Source organism: Shewanella sp. VB17, from assembly GCF_013248905.1.
In the GTDB taxonomy this organism is placed as follows: domain Bacteria; phylum Pseudomonadota; class Gammaproteobacteria; order Enterobacterales; family Shewanellaceae; genus Shewanella.
In genome coordinates, this window is record NZ_JABRVS010000001.1 from 4185017 (window position 1) to 4204304 (window position 19288).

The 19288-nt window shown below is 40.0% G+C and carries 18 protein-coding genes and 1 pseudogene; 10 read left to right on the forward strand and 9 right to left on the reverse strand.

All coding sequences use genetic code 11. The features are described 5' to 3' along the window. Positions 1–11 precede the first annotated feature (11 nt). From HQQ94_RS18125 to HQQ94_RS18140, 4 genes are all read left to right on the forward strand, one after another. Positions 12–575, forward strand: coding sequence for a YajG family lipoprotein (locus tag HQQ94_RS18125; protein WP_173295734.1), 564 nt, complete (start codon positions 12–14; stop codon positions 573–575). Between the two features lie 36 nt (positions 576–611). Further along, positions 612–1196 carry a peptidylprolyl isomerase gene (locus HQQ94_RS18130; RefSeq protein ID WP_173295735.1) on the forward strand — a complete coding sequence of 195 codons (585 nt, stop codon included), beginning with the start codon at positions 612–614 and terminating at the stop codon, positions 1194–1196. Positions 1197–1292: 96 nt separating this feature from the next. After that, positions 1293–1622, forward strand: coding sequence for a hypothetical protein (locus HQQ94_RS18135; protein ID WP_173295736.1), 330 nt, complete (start codon positions 1293–1295; stop codon positions 1620–1622). Positions 1623–1751: 129 nt separating this feature from the next. After that, a complete protein-coding gene (locus tag HQQ94_RS18140) occupies positions 1752–3176 on the forward strand; it encodes an MFS transporter (RefSeq protein ID WP_173295737.1) in 1425 nt (474 codons plus the stop codon). A gap of 52 nt (positions 3177–3228) precedes the next feature. Here the strand turns inward: HQQ94_RS18140 and HQQ94_RS18145 are convergent, their stop codons facing one another. Next, a complete protein-coding gene (locus HQQ94_RS18145) occupies positions 3229–3714 on the reverse strand; it encodes a YajQ family cyclic di-GMP-binding protein (RefSeq protein ID WP_173295738.1) in 486 nt (161 codons plus the stop codon). Positions 3715–3875: 161 nt separating this feature from the next. Here HQQ94_RS18145 and HQQ94_RS18150 point away from each other — a divergent pair, with 161 nt between their 5' ends. The 5 genes from HQQ94_RS18150 (at position 3876) to HQQ94_RS18170 (ending at position 7357) form a co-directional block, all read left to right on the forward strand. Next, on the forward strand, positions 3876–4241 hold the full coding sequence (locus HQQ94_RS18150; protein WP_173296711.1) for a VanZ family protein: 366 nt from the start codon (positions 3876–3878) through the stop codon (positions 4239–4241). Between the two features lie 29 nt (positions 4242–4270). Next, positions 4271–5248 carry a ketopantoate reductase family protein gene (locus HQQ94_RS18155; protein WP_173295739.1) on the forward strand — a complete coding sequence of 326 codons (978 nt, stop codon included), beginning with the start codon at positions 4271–4273 and terminating at the stop codon, positions 5246–5248. A 197-nt stretch (positions 5249–5445) separates the two neighbouring features. Beyond that, on the forward strand, positions 5446–6930 hold the full coding sequence (locus HQQ94_RS18160; protein WP_173295740.1) for a sodium-dependent transporter: 1485 nt from the start codon (positions 5446–5448) through the stop codon (positions 6928–6930). Continuing rightward, positions 6927–7028, forward strand: a complete 102-nt coding sequence (locus HQQ94_RS18165) for a methionine/alanine import family NSS transporter small subunit (RefSeq protein ID WP_173295741.1) — start codon at positions 6927–6929, stop codon at positions 7026–7028. The genes HQQ94_RS18160 and HQQ94_RS18165 overlap by 4 nt, the downstream gene beginning before the upstream one ends. 113 nt (positions 7029–7141) lie before the next feature. After that, the gene (locus HQQ94_RS18170; protein WP_173296712.1) at positions 7142–7357 is read left to right on the forward strand and encodes a phosphatase PAP2 family protein; all 216 of its coding nucleotides are present in this window, start codon (positions 7142–7144) and stop codon (positions 7355–7357) included. Positions 7358–7402: 45 nt separating this feature from the next. Here the strand turns inward: HQQ94_RS18170 and HQQ94_RS18175 are convergent, their stop codons facing one another. The 7 genes and pseudogenes from HQQ94_RS18175 to metE all read right to left on the reverse strand — a co-directional run bounded on the left by HQQ94_RS18175 (position 7403) and on the right by metE (position 17012). Next, positions 7403–7807, reverse strand: a complete 405-nt coding sequence (locus HQQ94_RS18175; RefSeq protein WP_173295742.1) for a diacylglycerol kinase — start codon at positions 7805–7807, stop codon at positions 7403–7405. Positions 7808–7814: 7 nt separating this feature from the next. Next, positions 7815–9497, reverse strand: a complete 1683-nt coding sequence (locus HQQ94_RS18180) for a phosphoethanolamine transferase (RefSeq protein WP_173295743.1) — start codon at positions 9495–9497, stop codon at positions 7815–7817. A 331-nt stretch (positions 9498–9828) separates the two neighbouring features. After that, complete coding sequence (locus HQQ94_RS18185) at positions 9829–11304, reverse strand: S41 family peptidase (RefSeq protein ID WP_173295744.1); 1476 nt, start codon at positions 11302–11304, stop codon at positions 9829–9831. Between the two features lie 98 nt (positions 11305–11402). Next, positions 11403–12623 carry an ATP-binding protein gene (locus HQQ94_RS18190; protein WP_173295745.1) on the reverse strand — a complete coding sequence of 407 codons (1221 nt, stop codon included), beginning with the start codon at positions 12621–12623 and terminating at the stop codon, positions 11403–11405. Between the two features lie 85 nt (positions 12624–12708). Then, the gene (locus HQQ94_RS18195) at positions 12709–13431 is read right to left on the reverse strand and encodes a response regulator (RefSeq protein WP_173295746.1); all 723 of its coding nucleotides are present in this window, start codon (positions 13429–13431) and stop codon (positions 12709–12711) included. 205 nt (positions 13432–13636) lie between these two features. Beyond that, positions 13637–14554 (reverse strand): annotated as a pseudogene (locus tag HQQ94_RS18200) (IS5 family transposase). A gap of 172 nt (positions 14555–14726) precedes the next feature. Next, positions 14727–17012, reverse strand: coding sequence for a 5-methyltetrahydropteroyltriglutamate--homocysteine S-methyltransferase (gene metE, locus HQQ94_RS18205; protein ID WP_173296713.1), 2286 nt, complete (start codon positions 17010–17012; stop codon positions 14727–14729). 223 nt (positions 17013–17235) lie between these two features. Here metE and HQQ94_RS18210 point away from each other — a divergent pair, with 223 nt between their 5' ends. Next, positions 17236–18123: a LysR family transcriptional regulator gene (locus HQQ94_RS18210; RefSeq protein WP_173296714.1), complete on the forward strand. Its 888-nt coding sequence runs from the start codon at positions 17236–17238 to the stop codon at positions 18121–18123. Between the two features lie 20 nt (positions 18124–18143). Here HQQ94_RS18210 and HQQ94_RS18215 read toward each other — a convergent pair whose 3' ends face one another. Further along, a complete protein-coding gene (locus HQQ94_RS18215; protein ID WP_173295747.1) occupies positions 18144–18872 on the reverse strand; it encodes an HDOD domain-containing protein in 729 nt (242 codons plus the stop codon). Between the last annotated feature and the right edge of the window lie 416 nt (positions 18873–19288).

Genomic DNA, 19288 nt, shown 5'->3' on the forward strand with positions numbered 1-19288 from the left:
TAATCACCATAATGAAACGTCTTTTTCTTTCGCTAACAGCAGCCATTGCCCTATCGGGTTGTGCTTCTCAGATGCCGAGTCATATCGCATTGAACCCTCAAGTCCCCAACATTGAGACTAGACTCCACTCTCCTCAAACCATTAGCCTGGAGACAATCGATGCTCGTTCGGCCAACTTTATTGTCCGATTTAATCATGACGATGAAGCCGCTAAATTAGTCAGTCCGTCTGAAGCTCCAAGAAAACAAATGGACGAAGTGTTTCGTCAAGGGTTAACCAAAGCAGGTTATCAACTCACCCCTAATTCAATGAATCAACTGCAAATCCAAATAGAACAATTATTGACTGACGTAGATAGCGGAACATTCAGTTATCAAGCTGACACTAATATCATTATTAATATCATAGCGAAGAACAATAATCATACACTTACTAAACGTTACACAGCCAGAAATAGTGTCACCGGCCCCTTTAGTGCTGATTTTGCCACCCTAGAGCTGGCCATTAATAAACTACTCGATGAGTTGAGCAGTAAAATATTAACTGATCCTGAACTTAACGAATTTATTCAATAATTATTACGAACAAAAAACCACTAACAAGGACGCTTCATGACTCGTTTTTTTTATGCGTTAATACTTTTGTGCCTAAGCCAAGCTGCATTTGCTATCGACATTCAACCCAATAGTGTTTACCCACGAGTACAACTTGACACCAGTATGGGGCTAATAGTGGTCGAACTCGACAGAAAACGTGCCCCGTTAACCGTCGATAACTTTCTCACTTACGTGGTTAATGGCCACTATGACAACACACTGTTTCATCGTGTTATTGCTGGTTTTGTAGTGCAAGGTGGTGGATTAAATCTCAAACAGCAGGAGAAGCCAGTTGATCCCCCTATTGTGAACGAATCAGGTAATGGGCTATCTAACACCTTCGGCACAATAGCCATGGCACGAAGTCAATCCGCCCATTCAGCCACCAGCCAATTCTATTTTAATCTCGGTGAAAACAAGCCTCTCGATCCTTCATCAAAACGTTGGGGTTATGCGGTTTTTGGTGAAGTAATCGCCGGTGAAGAGGTACTCATCGCAATCTCCAATGTGACAACCGAACATAATCGTAAGCTTAATTGGCCAGACTTTCCGATTAAGGACGTTATCTTAAAGAAGGCCACTTTATTGCCTAGAAAATAAAATCATGAATTGTTCATTATTTCTTACAAATATTCCACCACTACCTTTATATTTGGTTCTATACTCAATGGGCAAAAGTAACAAGGAGGCGACTAAATGACACCCAATGAGTTTATCGGTGACAAAGCGCCCCAGCTGGCCCAATATGGAAAAGCGTTTCTGAGTGATCAGCTCGATTTTAATGAGGTTCAGTTATATTTATGGGACACCCTAGAAGAATGGCAACAGTTCAATCATCAGGGTGATGCGCAGTCAGATATGGAGCGAGTATTCTGGCACCTATTACATGCTTTTGACCGATGGCCCGACTGGATGATCCGCGGCAACCAATACCTGCGAAAACAGGTTGATGAATGTTGTGATTTTCTCAGTATCGGAGGTCAAATACCAACATGCTGTATAGGTAACAGACCCAGCTTCGAATAAGTTCCAAGGTATAGAAAACAAAACCCAGACTCTACATCTGGGTTTTTATCTTAAAGGTTTTTCATTTTCTCTTGAACCAAACACCTCCCCCCTTTAAGCTAACCTTAATGACAACCCAGAACTATTTTTATGTCTCTAGTCAAACATTCATCGCTTGCACGAATTAAAGACGCATTTTCAATTTACGGCCATAAACGCGTCTTAGTTTTACTGTTACTGGGGTTCTCTGCTGGTCTCCCTTTGATGTTAGTATTCTCAACGCTCTCTTTTTGGCTTAGGCAAGCTGGGATAGACAGGACAGCCATTGGTTACTTTAGTTGGATAGCCCTTGTTTATGGGTTTAAATGGGCATGGTCTCCTCTTGTGGACAGGCTTTCTCTCCCAATATTGAGTGATTTGCTAGGCCGACGTCGAGGCTGGATGTTATTTGCTCAAGTATTATTAGTTAGCGCTATTTTAGGCATGTCTTTTAGTGATCCAGTTAAGGATCTCGATCGGCTGGCACTGTTTGCATTTATGGTCGCTTTTGCCTCAGCAACACAAGATATCGTGATTGATGCTTTTCGTATTGAATCTGCTCACGAAAAAATGCAAGCCGCCCTTGCTGCTGCCTATCAAGTCGGTTACCGCAGCGCAATGATTATCGCGACAGCAGGCGCACTGACCATCGCAGCTTGGGTAGAGCCCAATAATCAAGTATATAGTCTACAGTCTTGGCAAACCGCTTACATGTGTATGGCAGGTCTTATGTCAATTGGCATTATTACCACTTTGTTTAGTCAAGAGCCTAATGTGGAAACTAAACTCGCCGATGAAAATGAACAAGAAATTAAGAAGAAGTTTAATCAGCGCTACCCTAGCGCTGTTGCTAACACTTTATCTTGGTTTTATACCGCGAGTGTTTTGCCTTTTTTAGATTTCTTTAAACGTTACGGACGCAATGCCATTCTTATCTTGTTACTTATTTCTTGCTACCGGATATCAGACATAGTGATGGGAATTATGGCTAATGTCTTTTATGTCGACATGGGATTCGCAAAAGATGAAATTGCCGCAATAAGTAAAATTTACGGTCTAATAATGACTTTGGTAGGAGCTGGGTTCGGTGGTTTATTGGTGGCCCATTTTGGCACCATGAAGATCCTGTTTTTAGGCGCTCTACTGGTTGCTGTCACCAATTTGTTATTCGCCTATCAGGCGATGGTGGGCTACGATGTGACTTTATTAACGATGGTTATCTCTATCGATAACCTCAGCGCAGGAATTGCAACCGCCGCCTTTATCGCTTACTTATCAAGTTTAACAAGTGCTGGTTACAGCGCAACCCAATATGCATTACTCTCATCGATCATGTTGCTATTTCCTAAGTTTATCGCGGGTTTCTCTGGCGCTTACGTCGATGCTTTTGGTTATATCAACTTCTTTATTGCAGCCAGTATTATTGGCTTTCCTGTTCTCTGGTTAGTGCTGCTGGTTGATAAGCGCACTAAGCAAGATATGACTTCGCCACCAACACAGACTCAGCAAAAAACCAACCAGACACCACAAATTTAAATCATGCCAATAAAGCCTTCAGGAGAGAGCTTTATTGGGGTTAATGTAAGAGTTAATCCCTAAAGTTATTAAACTGAAATGGCTGGTCCAGTTCTGATTCGCGCGCTAGCGTCATTACTGCCTGCAAATCGTCACGCTTTTTACCGGTAACACGAACAGAATCTCCTTGAATTGAAGACTGTACCTTTAGTTTACTGTCTTTAATCATCTTAACTAATTTCTTAGCAGTCAGTACTTCAATGCCCTCTTTGAAGCGCACTTTCAATGAAAATGTCTTACCGCTATGCACTGATTTGTCATCCACATCCATCGATGCAGGGTCAACATTACGTTTACTCAATTGCATGCGAAGAATGTCGACTAGCTGCTGACACTGAAAATCATCTTCCGCCGACAGCGTCACGATATGATCTTTATATTCGAAACTCGCTTCTTTGCCACGAAAGTCGAAGCGGGTTTTTAACTCACGTACTGAATTATCAACCGCATTTCTTAGTTCAACTTCATCGACTTCTGAAACTATATCCATTGAAGGCATTTCATGCATCCTAATCACTCTGTTTATCGTGACTCTAGTTTACATCAGAAAAATATGAAGTGGAATCAAGACTGACCTGAGAAAAAAATCATGATTTATAGGTGACAAAGAAGCCACATTTTTCTATGATAGTGCAAATTTATAAACGCCTTATGACTCTAGTGATATCAAGACAATATATTTTTAAACTGGCCTTGGCCGCTGCATTGATTGTGATAAGTTATCTGGTGTTTTCTCAGCCTAACTATCCTCAAAGCATCCCCAATATGGACAAGGTTGGCCATTTATTAAGTTTCTTTGGTCTTGCCTATTTAACTCACCTTGCCTTTAAACCTAAATGGTACTTCCTTGCCATTACACTTGCTTGCTACGCCATCTTTATTGAGTTAGTTCAATCCTATTTACCTTATCGCAGTGCTTCGGTCGCTGACTTTGCCGCTGATATGGTTGGCGTATTACTTTTCTATTGTTGTCATTGGGGCTACCAACGTTATATCAATGCATCACAGATTAAACATAGAAAGTAACAAGTAACAAAAAGAGAATGGAGAGCAATATGCCCATCAACGCGAACAACATTGCAATCTTGGGCGCTGGAGCGATTGGGCAACTTATCTATCATCAACTGGAAGCCGCAGACGCTAAAGCTATTTTCATCACTAAAGGAGTATCGGGCACTCACCAGCAAAACCTGACTTTTACCAACCTAGCAAAAAAAGTATCGTGCTCATTGGCCACAGTCATTGGATTTACACAGCAAGAATACCACCCAAAAAATTTACAACATCAGCTACAAAACATCGAACTTGTCATCGTTTGTGTAAAAGCCTACCAAGTCAATGATGCCGTTAGCTCTGTGATTAAATATTTGCCTAAACACTGCCATATATTACTACTGCATAATGGAATGGGACCGCACCTTCAGGTGCAAAAAAAACTATTAACTCAAGGGTTAAGTGTCGGCACAACCTCTCAAGGTGCATTAAAATTAGCGCCTTGGCATGTACAACAAACAGGGACTGGCGACTCTCATTTAGGACCCGCGAGTGGCATACCTTTAGTAAAAAACCTCAAACTTTTGCTACTCAATGCCATTCCACAAAGCCTATGGTGCGACACTATATTGACTTATCTTTGGCAAAAACTGGCCATCAACGCAGCGATTAACCCATTAACAACGATAGATAAATGCCGCAACGGCGCCTTAGCTGATCCAAGCTATACATTGCTTATAAATAAAATCATCACAGAACTTGTCAATGTTGCCCAAGCAGATGGGGTAGTGCTAGATAAGTTGGTCATCACCAACAAGGTGTATGAAGTGATTACACATACCGCCAGCAACTACTCTTCTATGCATCAAGATGTGACTCACAAACGTCAAACTGAAATCGACTACATTAACGGCTATATCATTTCACGAGCAAAAAAACATCATCTAAGCTGCCAAATAAATGAGCAACTCTTACATCAAATAAAAACTATTGAATCACAATACCTGACGATAGGACTAAGTGACAATCCGACATATTAAGTTTTGTATCGTTTGTACATCACCCCATACTGCTTAATCGTCACCACAGCGCATTAAAAAAACACTCAGTAAAAATCAAAACCTAACATTAATCCAACGCTATCATCTTAGTCTGCTAAATTAACCCTAGACAGCGCGCTTCTTATCTGCTTAATATTATAGAACAATAAATAGACTAAACTGACTGGTAGAGGTTTATGCAAAGAGAGCAATGGAATTCTCGTACAGGCTTTATTCTCGCCGCTGTAGGCTCCGCAATTGGACTTGGTAATATCTGGCGCTTCCCCTATATGGCTTATGAAAATGGCGGTGGCGCTTTTTTCATTCCCTACCTTTTCGCCATGATATCTGCAGGGATCCCATTTATGATAATGGAGTTCAGTTTAGGTCACAAGTTACGTGGAGCAGCCCCCAAAATATTTTCCAAACTAGGTCATAAATATGGACTCAGACTCGAATGGCTCGGATGGTTTCAGATCTTAATCGCTGCCGTCATCGCTGTCTATTATGTTGCTGTCATCGGTTGGGCAATCTCCTTTTTAGGTTTTTCATTTACCCAAAGCTGGGGGGCTGACACTAATGCATTTTTCTTCAGCGAATACCTTAAACTCGGCGACAACTCCCCAACACGTTTAGGGGATTTCCAACTCAATATTGCCATTCCCATGACCATCGCTTGGGGGATTACCTTTTTAACTGTTTTCACCGGGGTAAAAAAGGGAATCGAACGAGCCAGTAAGCTAATGATGCCACTACTTTTTATTATGGTACTCATGTTAATCGGTCGAATTATTTTTCTACCGGGGGCATTTGAGGGGCTTAACTATTTGTTCCAACCTGACTTTAGCAAAATTTTCGATGCTAAAGTATGGTCTGCTGCCTATGGGCAAATATTCTTCACATTAAGTGTCGGTTTTTCTATTATGTTGGCCTACTCAAGCTATTTACCAGAAAAGTCTGACATCAATAATAATGCTTTTATGACAGTCTTAATCAACTGTGGCTTCTCGATTCTCGCTGGAATATTAATCTTCGCTATATTGGGTTATATGGCTCAAGAGCAAGCCAAGCCATTAACTGAAGTGGTATCATCAGGTGTTGGACTCGCTTTCGTGACTATCCCAGCGGCAATCAACTTACTCCCTGCCCCCTATCTATTCGGGCCACTTTTTTTCTTCGCTTTAGTGGTGGCTGGATTAAGTTCCCACATATCCATTATCGAAGCAATAACCTCAGCGTTAATCGATAAATTACAGGTTCCACGTAAAAAGGCCGCTGTCATAGTATGCATAACAGGCTTTACTATTTCGATGGCATTTGCGACTAATGGAGGTTTGCTTCTACTCGATTTAATTGATTATTTTATCAATAATATCGCCTTATTATCGAGCTGCTTTGCAGAACTGATTATATTGGCCTGGTTATTTAAAATTGCTGACATTAGGGATTACGCAAATCGTATTTCTGACTTTAACGTTGGGCGCTGGCTGGAACTGTGCTTACGTTTTATCAGTCCAGCAATATTGGCCATCATTTTAGTTAAAAACCTGATTAATACCATTAATAATGGTTACGGAGATTACCCCATCACAGATCAGTTAATATTGGGTTGGGGGCTTATCGCTTTAATGTTATTAATCTCTTTCGTAATAAATTTAGCGTCGAACAAGGAGGAATTATGAGCACAGAAGCCATCATTATGATGATCTTAGCCTTACTTATCACTTGGGGCGGAGCGGGTATATGTATTGCCATCGCAATGAAAAGATCAAAGAAGTAACTTACTTATCCCGTTGGCTAAGTTATTCACTTTACTAGCCTAAATTAATTCCACCGTTATCACTAAAATCACGATTTTAGTGATAACGTCTAATAAACTAACATCCAAAATAAATCCAATGCCAACAGCTTTTTACTTTTGCACTCTCCAGTGTATTCTGCTATCACTTTCCCCGTTTCCATTCACTGTGGATTGCTATGATGATCGCCGTGTTTATCGGTCAACTAGCACAAAACTTTCACTACTTAGGCGATCTACTGGCCGGTGCTGACATAGGTATTTTATCCACACAGCTCGCCATTTACTTCAGTCAAAAAGTTAACCGGTAAATAATTCAGCGCAACAAGGGTAGAGGCGAAAATAGTGTTCTGCAGCTATGGTGCTGATAACACTCCTACCCACACAAGACAAGCGATGACTAAACTGACCAATACAAATGCTGAAGAAATATCTTTAGCAAGGCCTGATAATGGGTGAAATTCACGTCCAATACGGTCGACAACCACTTCAATCGCTGTATTAACTAGCTCAGCAAACAACACAAACAATAGCGATATAATGAGTATGCAACTTTGTAATCTAGTGACGTCTGCTAAAAAAGCATAAAGGGTTAGTGGGAAAAATAAAAGCAGTTCCTGTTGGAATGCTGCTTCATTTTTACACATCCATTTAAGACCGTTAAAACTATGTTTACACGTATAGATTAGTCGCATAATACCCTTGCGCTTTATCACAATCTGAGGGGCTGTATCAGTATCATTGTTATCTAGAATATTCATAGGTTACTCACTTTATTTTACACTGGCTAGTGATATCAAGTTTCTCATCTTTTAAGTTCGTTTTAACACTGAACATTCCTAACAAAGAGTGAAATAAATTATCATGGGAAAATGCCCCTGTTTTTGCAATACGAATGAGGCATGAATAGTCTAATTGTGTCGCTTCAACATACTGCTCAGGCAACCACATAAACCAAGGAACTTGTGTTTGCTCTTTAGGCGCAAAAGCATAAGGTGTTCCATGTAAATAAAGGCCATTCTCACCTAGAGACTCTCCATGGTCTGAAACATAGAGCATAGCAACGTTATATTGCTCAGAATAATCATTTAATATAGTGATCACTAACGATAATATATAGTCGGTATACACGAGTGTATTGTCATATACATTCACTATTTCTTGGTCTGTGCAATTCTGAATATCACTACGTCGACAGGCTGGTTTAAATACCTCTTTTTCAGAAGGGTAACGCTCCCAGTATGTCGGGCCATGGCTACCAATTGTATGCAGAGCAATCAATTGATTGTTAAGTTTTTTCCCACTTTCAACTTGTTGTTTAAGTTGCTGTTCTAGTCGCTGAACTAATACTTCATCATAGCAGCTATAACCATCACAAAACGGGTTACTTTTGTCGTTAGCAATATCATGCTTAACCACATTTTTTGCGACAGATTTGTCACCCCCATCATTTTCATACCATGTAATGTCCACACCAGCATAACTCAAAATATCGAGCACATTATCTTGTGCATTCGCTTTTTCTCGCTGATATTGACTCTGAGGTAAACTTGAAAACATACACGGTAAAGAATGTGCTGTTGCCGTGCCACATGAAGATACATTTTGTAGGGAAACAATACCGAGATCTTGTGTATAAGGATTAGTATTACGAGCATAACCATTATGTGCCATATTCTGTGCACGTGCTGTTTCTCCTACCACTAGAATTAATAACCTAGGTTTATCGTTAGCTGAAGTGCTGATCGTGGCATCTAATCCCTGATTTTGATAACGCAGAGGTTCGGTGAAATAACGATTATTAATATATCTCACTGAATTGTAAAAATGAGCCGGGTTTATCATCTTTTTTAGATACGAGTTATTTCTGACTACTGATACGTAATCTTTATAAAAAAATAAAGCAGTAATAGCGATAATAAAAATACCGATTATGATAAACACCAAACGACGTAATAGACTAATGTACCAGCGATGATGGGTTGTTATATCGAGGTTAAGTAACCAAAGAGAGGGTAATATCCCTATACATATAACGAATAAAATAGATTGTGTATTAACATATGAAAAAGCCTCTCCTGAATTTGTCTCGAAGATATTTTCAATCATAGAATAGTCAAAAAAAACATTATATTGTGATGTTGCATACATTGCAGCTGCCGCGGATATGATCAAAAAAATCATCAATGGCTTCAATGTGAATTTCCACAAAATCAGACTAAAAACAATGAGAAACCCTCCTGTTAACAGTAATACAGGTGTCAATGAAAAGAGCAATTTCCCCTGCCCAGCTAACTGGTATATTTCTTGATTAAATGGAAAGTTAAGTACCACCGCAAAGTAAATAGCAAGTAGCGAAATAACCACTTCCTGACTGAGTTTATTAAAGTCATCTCGCCATGGAGCTTGGCTATATGGTGTTAGACTTTTAATTGAATTTACTACTTTCATTTATTATCGAGTCCTTTAACAAAAGTACTGCCAGTACTTTTATTACACGACCTATCTCAGCTAGGCCCACATTGATTGAAACTAAGGTCATTTTTAATCAGAGGTTGATTAACTAATACCGTGCTAAAGCACTTGAACAGTTATACATGCAATTAACGATGGCCATTTATGAACAGCCTTTATCGATAATGATTCAGCCACAAAAAGTCGTTAATTTGGTTCGAAGTTTGTTTTGCATTAAGCTGTTAATTAAATTAATCGATCAATTAAAAACCCTCAACACTAGAATTATATTGAGGTTTTATTTAGTGATTTTAATTAACTAAAACAATTATAAATTAAGAGCAGCTTCAATAGCACTATCTCGGCCCTGAGCACGCAGTTCGATATCGTAGGCAGAGACATTGATATCTGGTTGAACACCTCTTACTTCAAAATTTTCACCTTCACTGTCCTGATAATATTCGTTACTTAAACCAAACCACCAGTGATTAGGTAATAATCTGCTCATAGTATCTGATGTCCCGCCTCCGGTTGCTTCACCGATCATCGTTACCTGAGGTAAATTTTGCATCACCATCGAAAATGTTTCTGCGGCGCTAAAAGTGCCTGATGAAATCAATACAGAAACAGGTTTGAGGTAACGTCTGCCAGAGTGAGGTTGCGCTTTAACCTTGTCCTGAAAATATAGATTGCCCTGATAAAATGCACTAATATTCCAGGCTGTGATCTCCTCGGATAAAAAGCGCCGTACCAACTGTAGCCCTTGCATATCAAGTCCTCCACCATTATTTCTAATATCTAAGATCAGTCGCTCAGTATTGGCCAGTTGCTTAAAAATCTGCTCCATCAATTGATTAAATTTTATATTGCTCGGTGCGATGTCCGCCCATTCTATTCCCTCTCGTTCATAAAAATTCATAAAACCATCGAATGCCAGATAGCCAGTGCGCTGACCATTTTTCTCAATGATCCCCCAGTTAATCATGTGTTCTTCGTTTATCAGATTACTATTGTGACGATTTAAAAATGTCACTTTACTTTCATCGGTTAAATATTCACTGATATTTTTAATAATTAACTCTTGCTGGGATATCACATATTGTTGCTGCTGTTCAAAATCAAGACCAAGCTCAACTGCTTCGGTATGAAGTTGTACTCTAAGTTCAGGTTTTTCTGTAAAAGAAATGTCATCACTGTCCAAGCTTGCACCTACAGTTATTGAGGTATGGCCATCATTGAGTTGTGCCAATATTTCACTAAATACTTTTTTGAGTCCGTCTTCGCTCGCTCCGCCTAGCGCATCATAATAATCACTGTAGACCTGTGCCCAGTTAACATCACGTTGCTTAAAAAAAGCATAATGGGTATTCATATCATGCCAAAATGAAGAAAATACCTGTTGAGCATCAAAGCTATAAGAATCTCCATCGTCGAGTGACGGGGTCATTCCAGCGGTACAAACTTCATTGATATCATAGAGTCGACGATATTTAACACTGGTAGAATCAGAAGGACGATTGTAGATCAAACTATCGTTTATCAGTTCACTGTTAGCGTTAATCAGTGAGTATGGGTCCAGAGTAAACGTGGGGAAACAAGCATTATTGGTGACTTGTAAGCTGGTTACTTGCTGTGCTTCGATAAGTTTAATTTCGCCATAGTCGCGGGAATACCATATCCCCTCCAGAGTCGTTTGCGAGAGGATTGGATGATTGTTTGGCTTGTTTTTATTTTCATTCTCTGCACCACAGCCTATAAGACAGAGTAAAATGGTCACTGGCAATACTTTTTTTATTAATATCATCGAGAGCTCTTATTATCATTGGTGTTATTTCAATTAAGTCATAAACTGATTATAAGAAGTTCCCGTGTCGTATTTTGTCGTATATTGTCAGTGAGTTGTCATGTCTCAAAAGAGATCATAAAGCAAGCTCCGCCTAATTCACTTTTCGTGACTGAAATGCTCGCCCCATGGCAACGGACAATTTCTTTAACAATGGCCAGACCTAATCCAAAGCCGCCTGTATCACGGTTACGATCACTATCGATACGAGAAAATGGTTCAAAAATGCGTCCTCGGTCTATTTCAGCGATGCCTATGCCATCATCTTCTACCGATAAACACAGCTGATTTTCTTGCATGAATAAGCTAATCCTGATCTTGTTTTGCGCAAAACGATCTGCATTAAAGACTAGGTTATCCAAAGCTCGCTTTAACTGTTTGGTTTGAATGGCTTGCATTAGAGTTTCAGGGGAAAGATCTTTGCTTGTAAGCACCAGCTCTATCGGATGATGACAGTGCCGAGCTAATTGTTTAACCTGATAGGTTAGCCAATGACTTACGTCAGTTTGGATCAAATCGTTAAAGCGGTCTTGGCGCTCCATTTTACTAAAACTCAGTAATTCACCAACCAGTGTATCCATCTCTTCTATATCTAGGTGCATCTGTGTCAGGTAATCGCCCGTTTGCTCTGAATGAGGTTCATCCTGGATCAAATTGAGCTGCATCTGCAGTCGAAATAAGGGGGTCTTGAGTTCATGAGATACTGCGGTGATCATGTGTTTTTGGCTGTTAAACATTCGCTCAAGTTTTTCAGCCATAAAATTAAAACTCTGGTTAATTTTCCCGACAGCTAACCAACCAATAGGCACGCGAGCATTAAGTTCTCCCTGCGCGAACTGTAAACTGGTTTGTTCCAGTTTATTGAGCCGATATTGTTGCCACAGCATTACGCCTAGAGCAAATAAAGCAACCAGTCCCAATGGCACACCAAACTGAATCAAAAATATGCCTAAATAAATAGGTTCTTCTACCTGTAATGCACTAAGTCGGATCACCTCGGTATCTGATATACGAGCAAAAACTGCCATTTCATCTCGATCATATAGCTGATTAATAATGAGCTCCCCCCGGGCAAGTGCCTGACGTGAACTTTCATCGAGATCCCAATGGCTGGTATTGCCCTTGCTGATCAGAAGATTACTTTCGGTTGAAATTTGGTTGAGTAATAATTGCCATTCATCATCAGATAGATAAGGATAAGCAGCTTTTAATGGATAAACATAGGCGCGATAATCTCCAGCAACATCTTCTTTTAAGATATCAGCAAAAATAACACTCATTATCCGATCTGTTATTGGATAACTGCTCGCAAAAAACAGCAGAAAAAATAAACATAATAATGTAAATCGTTTAAGCATCGCTAACTTACTCCCAGCCGTAAGGCACAAATAAATAGCCCTTACCCCGAACAGTAATGATACGTTGGTGCGGCCCTACATTATCATCCACCTTTTTGCGCAAGCCCACTATTTTATTGTCTATAGCGCGATCTAAACCATCAAATTCGCGGCCAAGTACTGTCTGATAAAGCTCATCCCGGGAAACGATGCTATCTGCACGGCTGGCAAGAAGCCACAGTACGTCAAACTCTGAATCTGTCAACGTTACACTCTGTTGATCAAGATAAGCACATCTCAGTGTCGGATTCAGTTTAAGTTTGCCATGTTGTATATTAGTTTTTGGTGAAGCGGCTTCTTCAGAGGCTGATACCGCAGTAGTGAGTCGAATAAGGTTGCGCATTCTGGCGAGAATAATTCTTGGGTTAATCGGTTTTTGGATAAAATCATGCGCGCCCATTTCTAACAAGCTGACATGGTCCATCTCTTCGTCGCTGGCGGTTAATACTAAAATAATGCCATTAAAACGATTCTGTAATGCCCTGCAAATGGAAAAACCATCCATTACGGGTAACATCAAATCCAGCAGAATAAAATCTGGCTGCGATGTCAAAGCATGAGTAAGCCCTTTATCCCCTTTATATTCTACAGTGACATTAAATTCATATTTTTCAAAAAAAATTGTCAATAAGCTGGCGAGCTTTTTATCATCTTCAATTATTAGCAAGGAATGCAATTTATTCTTATCCATTTTTATTTTTCAAATACATAATTTAATTAGCAATTTATGCATTTCAGACTTGTCGTGAATATAACATATTGTGATGCCTGTATTGATGGGATTTCAACAAGATTGAAACCAAGGAATATAATAGATAAAAAATACCCTATAAACCAAAAGGCGTTGTTGCTCAAATCCCGAATCTAAACGCAGCACCCCAAGGTGTTTCACCCAATTAGGCAGCGTGTTTCCTAACTGGCATTTCTAACCCTATGACTTTATTCATTGCTTTAACACCCGCTAACGCTTCACCTACCTGAGCGTTATAATCCCGAAGACTCAGTTTTGGACTAATTAACTGTTTATATCGATACATCGCTGTTTCTGATAGTGATCTCTGATGATAATCATTATCCTGTTTCCATTGCGCTAATTGGTTAGCCTTGAGTGCTTTTACTGCTTCATTTCTGGGGTGGTCATCCTCCCAATATCCAGCATGACTTCTCGGGGGGATAGTAGGCTTGCACCCTTTGCGCTGAAGTAGTTTATGGCATGCCTTAGTGTCATAGGCACCATCAGCTGAGACTTGAGTTATATTTCTTCTTAATGGGTTAAGTAATGTGGGAAATACTTCATTATCGGCAACGTTAACTAAGCTTATTTCAGCTGACACAATTTCATGGGTATTACTATCCACTGCAAGGTGTAGCTTTCGCCAAGTACGGCGTTTTTCTTTACCATGCTTACGCGTTTTCCATTCTCCTTCTCCATAAACTTTTAGACCTGTTGAATCAATCACAACATGTGCCGCAGAGCCACGACTCGGTGCTCGATAGTTGATCTCAACAGTCTTAGCTCTTTTGCTTATACAGCTATAACTTGGTGAGGTCAGTGGCACATCCATAAGTTGAAATACAGAGTTGGTGAATCCTTCAAGTGCTCGTAATCACAAGTTAAAAACGCCTTTCACAACGAGTGCTGTTTCAATAGCAACATCAGAGTAAGTGAACCCTCGACCACGACGCCCGTGGTGTTCACAACAATACCAAGACTTAATTGCTTGCTCATCAATCCAGAAAGTGAGTGAGCCTCGATTAATCAACGCCTTATTGTACTGAGACCAATTGGTTATTTTATGTTTAGATTTTCCCACTTTTCAGCTTCCGTATAGCTATCTTTAGGGATCAGATCACGCTAACGGCAAAAGGTTCCCTCGATTTAGGAAACAAGGCTAAACCAAAATGTAAAAATAAATAGCCCCTAAAAGTACTCAAAAAAGGGGCTGAAATAGCACTGTTAAACTGAATTGAAATAAAATTTACTCATTATCCAAGTCGTCTCCTCAACACCTTAGCCGCTTGAACTAAATTCTTAAGTGCAGGTTCAACTTCATCCCAAGTTCTTGTTTTAAGGCCACAATCAGGATTTACCCAAAGTTGCCTAACAGGTATTTTACGTGCAGCCTTTTCGACTAACACCACCATTTCATCAACTGTTGGCGTATTAGGTGTATGGATATCATAAACACCTGGCCCAATCTCATTTGGATACTCGAAATCTTCGAATGCTGTTAATAACTCCATTCTAGAACGTGAAGTTTCGATCGTTATCACATCTGCATCCATAGCAGCTATTGCTGCAATGGTCTCATTAAACTCGCTGTAACACATATGTGTATGAATTTGTGTTTCATTTTCAACACCTGCAGCACTAAGCTTAAAAGCATCGACAGCCCAGTTGAGGTACTCTGCCCAGTCACTTTTTTTCAAAGGTAAACCCTCACGAAATGCAGGTTCATCAATTTGAATAATCCCTATACCTGCATTTTGCAGATCAACCACCTCATCTCGAATAGCCAAACCAATTTGTGTTGCTATTTGCTCACGAGAAATATCTTCACGGGCAAATGACCAATGTAGAATAGTAACTGGGCCGGTTAACATCCCTTTCACTGGTTTGTCGGTCAAGCCCTGAGCAAAAGTAGCCCAATCAAGTGTCATCCCATTTGGACGAGACACATCACCATAAATCAGTGGCGGCTTAACACAACGAGAACCATAACTCTGAACCCAGCCAAACTCAGTGAAACCAAAACCTTGTAATTGTTCACCAAAATATTCAACCATATCATTTCGCTCAGCTTCTCCATGAACTAATACATCGATACCTAATTTAAGCTGCCTCTCTATGGTATCTTTAGTGACTTGCTGCAGCTGCTCATTATAGAAGTCTTCAGTGATCTCATTTTTACGCCATCGATTTCTCAGCCCTCTAATCGCTGGGGTTTGCGGAAACGAACCAATGGTCGTTATCGGTAACAAGGGTAACTGATATTTAGCCTGCTGAATTTGCTGGCGATTAACAAAATCGGTCTCCCTTGCATAATCATGATGAGTTAGCGCAGCAACTCTGCCAACGACTTGCTGATCGGTAGCTGCATCACGGGTGCTACGACGTGCTATACAATTGGCAACGATGACCTCAGACTTTATATCATTAGGGGAACTAAGCAAGGTCTGAAGTTGGGCCAACTCGGTGAGCTTTTGTTTTGCAAACGCCAACTGTTGTTTAAGATCTGGGGCTAATTTAGTCTCTACATCCAGATCGACCGGAGTGTGTAAGAGTGAGCAAGAAGGTGCTAACCAAATACGCCCTCTTAAATCGTTAACAGTCGCTGCTATTCTCTCACCGATAAGATCAATATCAGCAGCCCAGACATTACGTCCATTAATCAGTCCAAGCGATAAAATTTGATCAGCTTTTAAGTTGGCGGCAAACAATGGTAACTGTTCTGGGGCAGTGACCAAATCAAGGTGGATCCCCGCAACAGGCAAAGCCGACACCAAGCTTTGGTGGTGGGCAATGGTGCCGTAATAACTTGCCAATAATACTTTCACTTCAACAGTTTGTAATGCTTTATAGGAAAAACTAATAGCCTCCTGCCATTCACTATCTAGCTCTAAAGCTAAAACAGGCTCGTCAAGTTGGACCCACTCAACACCTTGATCACTGAACCGCTGTAAGATTTGCTTGTAAGCAATTAAGAGTTGAGGAAGCAGTGATAATTTATTGAAATCACTCCCGACTCCTTTTGCAAGATAAAGATAAGTGACGGGTCCTAATAGCACAGGCTTAGCTTGGTAACCTAAGGTTTGCGCCTCACTAACTTCATTAAATATTTGCTCATAGGCGATGTTAAACTCCTGATTTTCAGTCAGTTCTGGGACAATATAGTGATAGTTGGTATTAAAGTATTTCGTCATTTCAGCTGCTGAGCTGTCTTTACCTGTTGGTGCACGCCCTCGGGCTACCCTAAAGAGGGTATCTAGCCCTATTGTCCCTGATAGCGTTTCTCTCTCATCCCGATGACGTTCAGGAATACAATTTAATGTCGCACTTAGCGTAAGCACCTGATCATAGTAAGCAAAGTCACCTACAGGTAATAAATTCACCCCCGCTTCAGCCTGCCACTTCCAATGAGTGCTGCGCAGCTCTTTAGCAACCTCTATAAGCTCTGCTTGTGTGGATTCACCTCGCCAGTATCTTTCTTGGGCAAATTTTAATTCACGCTGACGCCCGATACGGGGAAAGCCTAAGCTTGCGACCTCTATAGTTTTCATGTGTTATTCCTTGTTACTTTCAATATGAGTAAAACGTTAAGTAGACGCGATAAAAACGATTAACAGCTCACTAATATTACGTGTTGATATTAACAGCTGACCAGGTAGGCGTCTGGACGTCTAGAAGTATATTGTGATAACCTGTTCAGGAACAAGAGAATAAATTTCAAGCACAACATGAATGAAATTCATGTTTAAGGTAAAAGCCGGCATTATGATAGAACTTAGACATTTACGTACGTTAGTTGCCCTTAAGGAAAGTGGCAGTCTTGCCGCAGCGGCTAAAAAACGCTTCGTCACTCAGTCAGCTTTATCCCATCAAATAAAAGAGCTGGAAACCAAAATCAAGGCTTCTATTTTTATCAGAAAAAGCACCCCACTCTCTTTTACTCAAGAGGGAATAAAACTATTAACTTTAGCAGACGAAATTTTACCCAAAGTCAATGAAATTGAGTATGAACTTAAGCAGGGATTTAATAACGTGGAAAATAGGCTTGCTGTGGGTATCGAATGCCACAGTTGTTTTCGTTGGCTTATGCCTGCCATGGCACAATTCAGAAATTTATTTCCCAAAGTCAATGTCGACCTGTCCAGCCGTTACCTTTTTAACTCGCTTAACGCACTTGAGAACGGTGATCTGGATCTAGTATTAACTTCAGATCCTGTTGCTGATAAAGCTATTTACTATCAACATTTATTTGATTTTGAAGTCAAATTGGTTGTTGCTAATGATCATCCGCTAGCAGCTCAAAATTTTGTGATCCCACACCAACTTGAAAAAAAAACCATCATCAGCTATCCAGTACCACTTAAGCGTTTAGATCTTTACCGTCATTTTATGGAGCCAGCCGGAGTGAAAGCTGGCGAACAGATAAGCTGTGACCTCACCATGATGCTATTGCAGCGTATTGCCTGTAGAGATGGAGTTGCTGCGTTGCCAAATTGGTCTATCAGCGAGTCCTATGGATTAAATTTAACCTCGGTTAAATTAGGCGAAGATGGGCTTATACGCCCGCTTTATGGGGCCTATCGAAAAGATGGACACAATAGATCACTAGCACAGAAATGGTTGAAATTAGTGACCTATAAACATAATCAATGAGTCATTAATTAAATAAGTCCCTACAATGGCTTAAGTAATTGATTTTTCATCGATAATACACGCCTTAACACTAAACCAGAAGAATTAGAATTATTAGTTTGGCGAAGATTATGCGCGATCATAAACTCATCCTGTAATTCTTCATCTAACCCCAATGAATCAAATGCTTCTAAGGTTAACGTCTGTTTTTGATTATCGATGAGTGACTTAATTATGCTCAAGGGAAAAGATTCTTCAGATTCAGCATTTAAGTATGCAAAAGCTGTCAGTGCGATCACCTCACCGAATACACTAAATAGCGCTAAAGTCTGCACTTCATCCGGGTCGATGTCTACTCCTAGCATTTGATGCAAACTATCTACAGCATCGCTGGCTATATTCTCGGTCAAGTCCCAATAGCCCCGTACTAACTTCTTATAGGGTTGAGGCAACTCATCGAGACGCTCTTTAAGATAAAAAGTGAACGCATAGCGATAGATGTTCACTTGACCTAGTCTTATTAATGCGTCTTTCAATGAACGATTTCGAGTCGAATTGGCATCCGTAAAGGCCGCTGCATTACTGCGCCATAACATGTGAGCTGACAGTGCAGGATCTGAGGATATGATATCAATAACATTTTGAATGTCCCCATCGGCAATGATGGCTTTTTTAAGGGGAACTAAAATACCGCGACGACCAATAACTTGCTCTTCGTTACTGATGATAGCCCGCACTTGAGTGAATACTTGGTGCTCAAGATCTGTCATAAGATGCAATAGCCTAATTGATGATAAAATAGGTAAAGGTTATATTATATTGACTCATTATAAACACTACCGTTCTTTATCTTATTTAATTCAATACTTTATTCTTATACAGTCATCTACTTATACGTTAATTAAGCAGACATCAAGCCTATCTTAACCACATCACGCTAAAATAAACCATATCTATAAGCATATACCACAAGAATACTAATTTACACTAACCTTTGTATAAACATACTCGATTAACATTTATCGGAGGTAAAATTAGAAAGAAATCATGATGTATTGTGCTTATCCGCGTGGAGTAAAACCCTTAAAAAAACACTTATGAGTTTAATCAACCTAAATCACAGCAGACCCCATCGTTAGCTGCCTTTAGTGATCAATGCCTAAACCAGCAGATAATTCACTTAACA

Excerpts from the sequence above, each read along its gene's own strand:
- HQQ94_RS18145 (WP_173295738.1), bottom strand. The coding sequence starts at position 3,714 with ATGCCTTCAATGGATATAGTTTCAGAAGTCGATGAAGTTGAACTAAGA.
- HQQ94_RS18125 (WP_173295734.1), top strand. The coding sequence starts at position 12 with ATGAAACGTCTTTTTCTTTCGCTAACAGCAGCCATTGCCCTATCGGGT.
- HQQ94_RS18155 (WP_173295739.1), top strand. The coding sequence starts at position 4,271 with ATGCCCATCAACGCGAACAACATTGCAATCTTGGGCGCTGGAGCGATT.
- HQQ94_RS18160 (WP_173295740.1), top strand. The coding sequence starts at position 5,446 with ATGCAAAGAGAGCAATGGAATTCTCGTACAGGCTTTATTCTCGCCGCT.
- HQQ94_RS18190 (WP_173295745.1), bottom strand. The coding sequence starts at position 12,623 with ATGAGTGTTATTTTTGCTGATATCTTAAAAGAAGATGTTGCTGGAGAT.
- HQQ94_RS18215 (WP_173295747.1), bottom strand. The coding sequence starts at position 18,872 with ATGACAGATCTTGAGCACCAAGTATTCACTCAAGTGCGGGCTATCATC.
- HQQ94_RS18195 (WP_173295746.1), bottom strand. The coding sequence starts at position 13,431 with ATGGATAAGAATAAATTGCATTCCTTGCTAATAATTGAAGATGATAAA.
- HQQ94_RS18180 (WP_173295743.1), bottom strand. The coding sequence starts at position 9,497 with ATGAAAGTAGTAAATTCAATTAAAAGTCTAACACCATATAGCCAAGCT.
- HQQ94_RS18140 (WP_173295737.1), top strand. The coding sequence starts at position 1,752 with ATGTCTCTAGTCAAACATTCATCGCTTGCACGAATTAAAGACGCATTT.
- HQQ94_RS18135 (WP_173295736.1), top strand. The coding sequence starts at position 1,293 with ATGACACCCAATGAGTTTATCGGTGACAAAGCGCCCCAGCTGGCCCAA.
- HQQ94_RS18130 (WP_173295735.1), top strand. The coding sequence starts at position 612 with ATGACTCGTTTTTTTTATGCGTTAATACTTTTGTGCCTAAGCCAAGCT.
- HQQ94_RS18210 (WP_173296714.1), top strand. The coding sequence starts at position 17,236 with ATGATAGAACTTAGACATTTACGTACGTTAGTTGCCCTTAAGGAAAGT.
- HQQ94_RS18185 (WP_173295744.1), bottom strand. The coding sequence starts at position 11,304 with ATGATATTAATAAAAAAAGTATTGCCAGTGACCATTTTACTCTGTCTT.
- HQQ94_RS18175 (WP_173295742.1), bottom strand. The coding sequence starts at position 7,807 with ATGAATATTCTAGATAACAATGATACTGATACAGCCCCTCAGATTGTG.
- HQQ94_RS18165 (WP_173295741.1), top strand. The coding sequence starts at position 6,927 with ATGAGCACAGAAGCCATCATTATGATGATCTTAGCCTTACTTATCACT.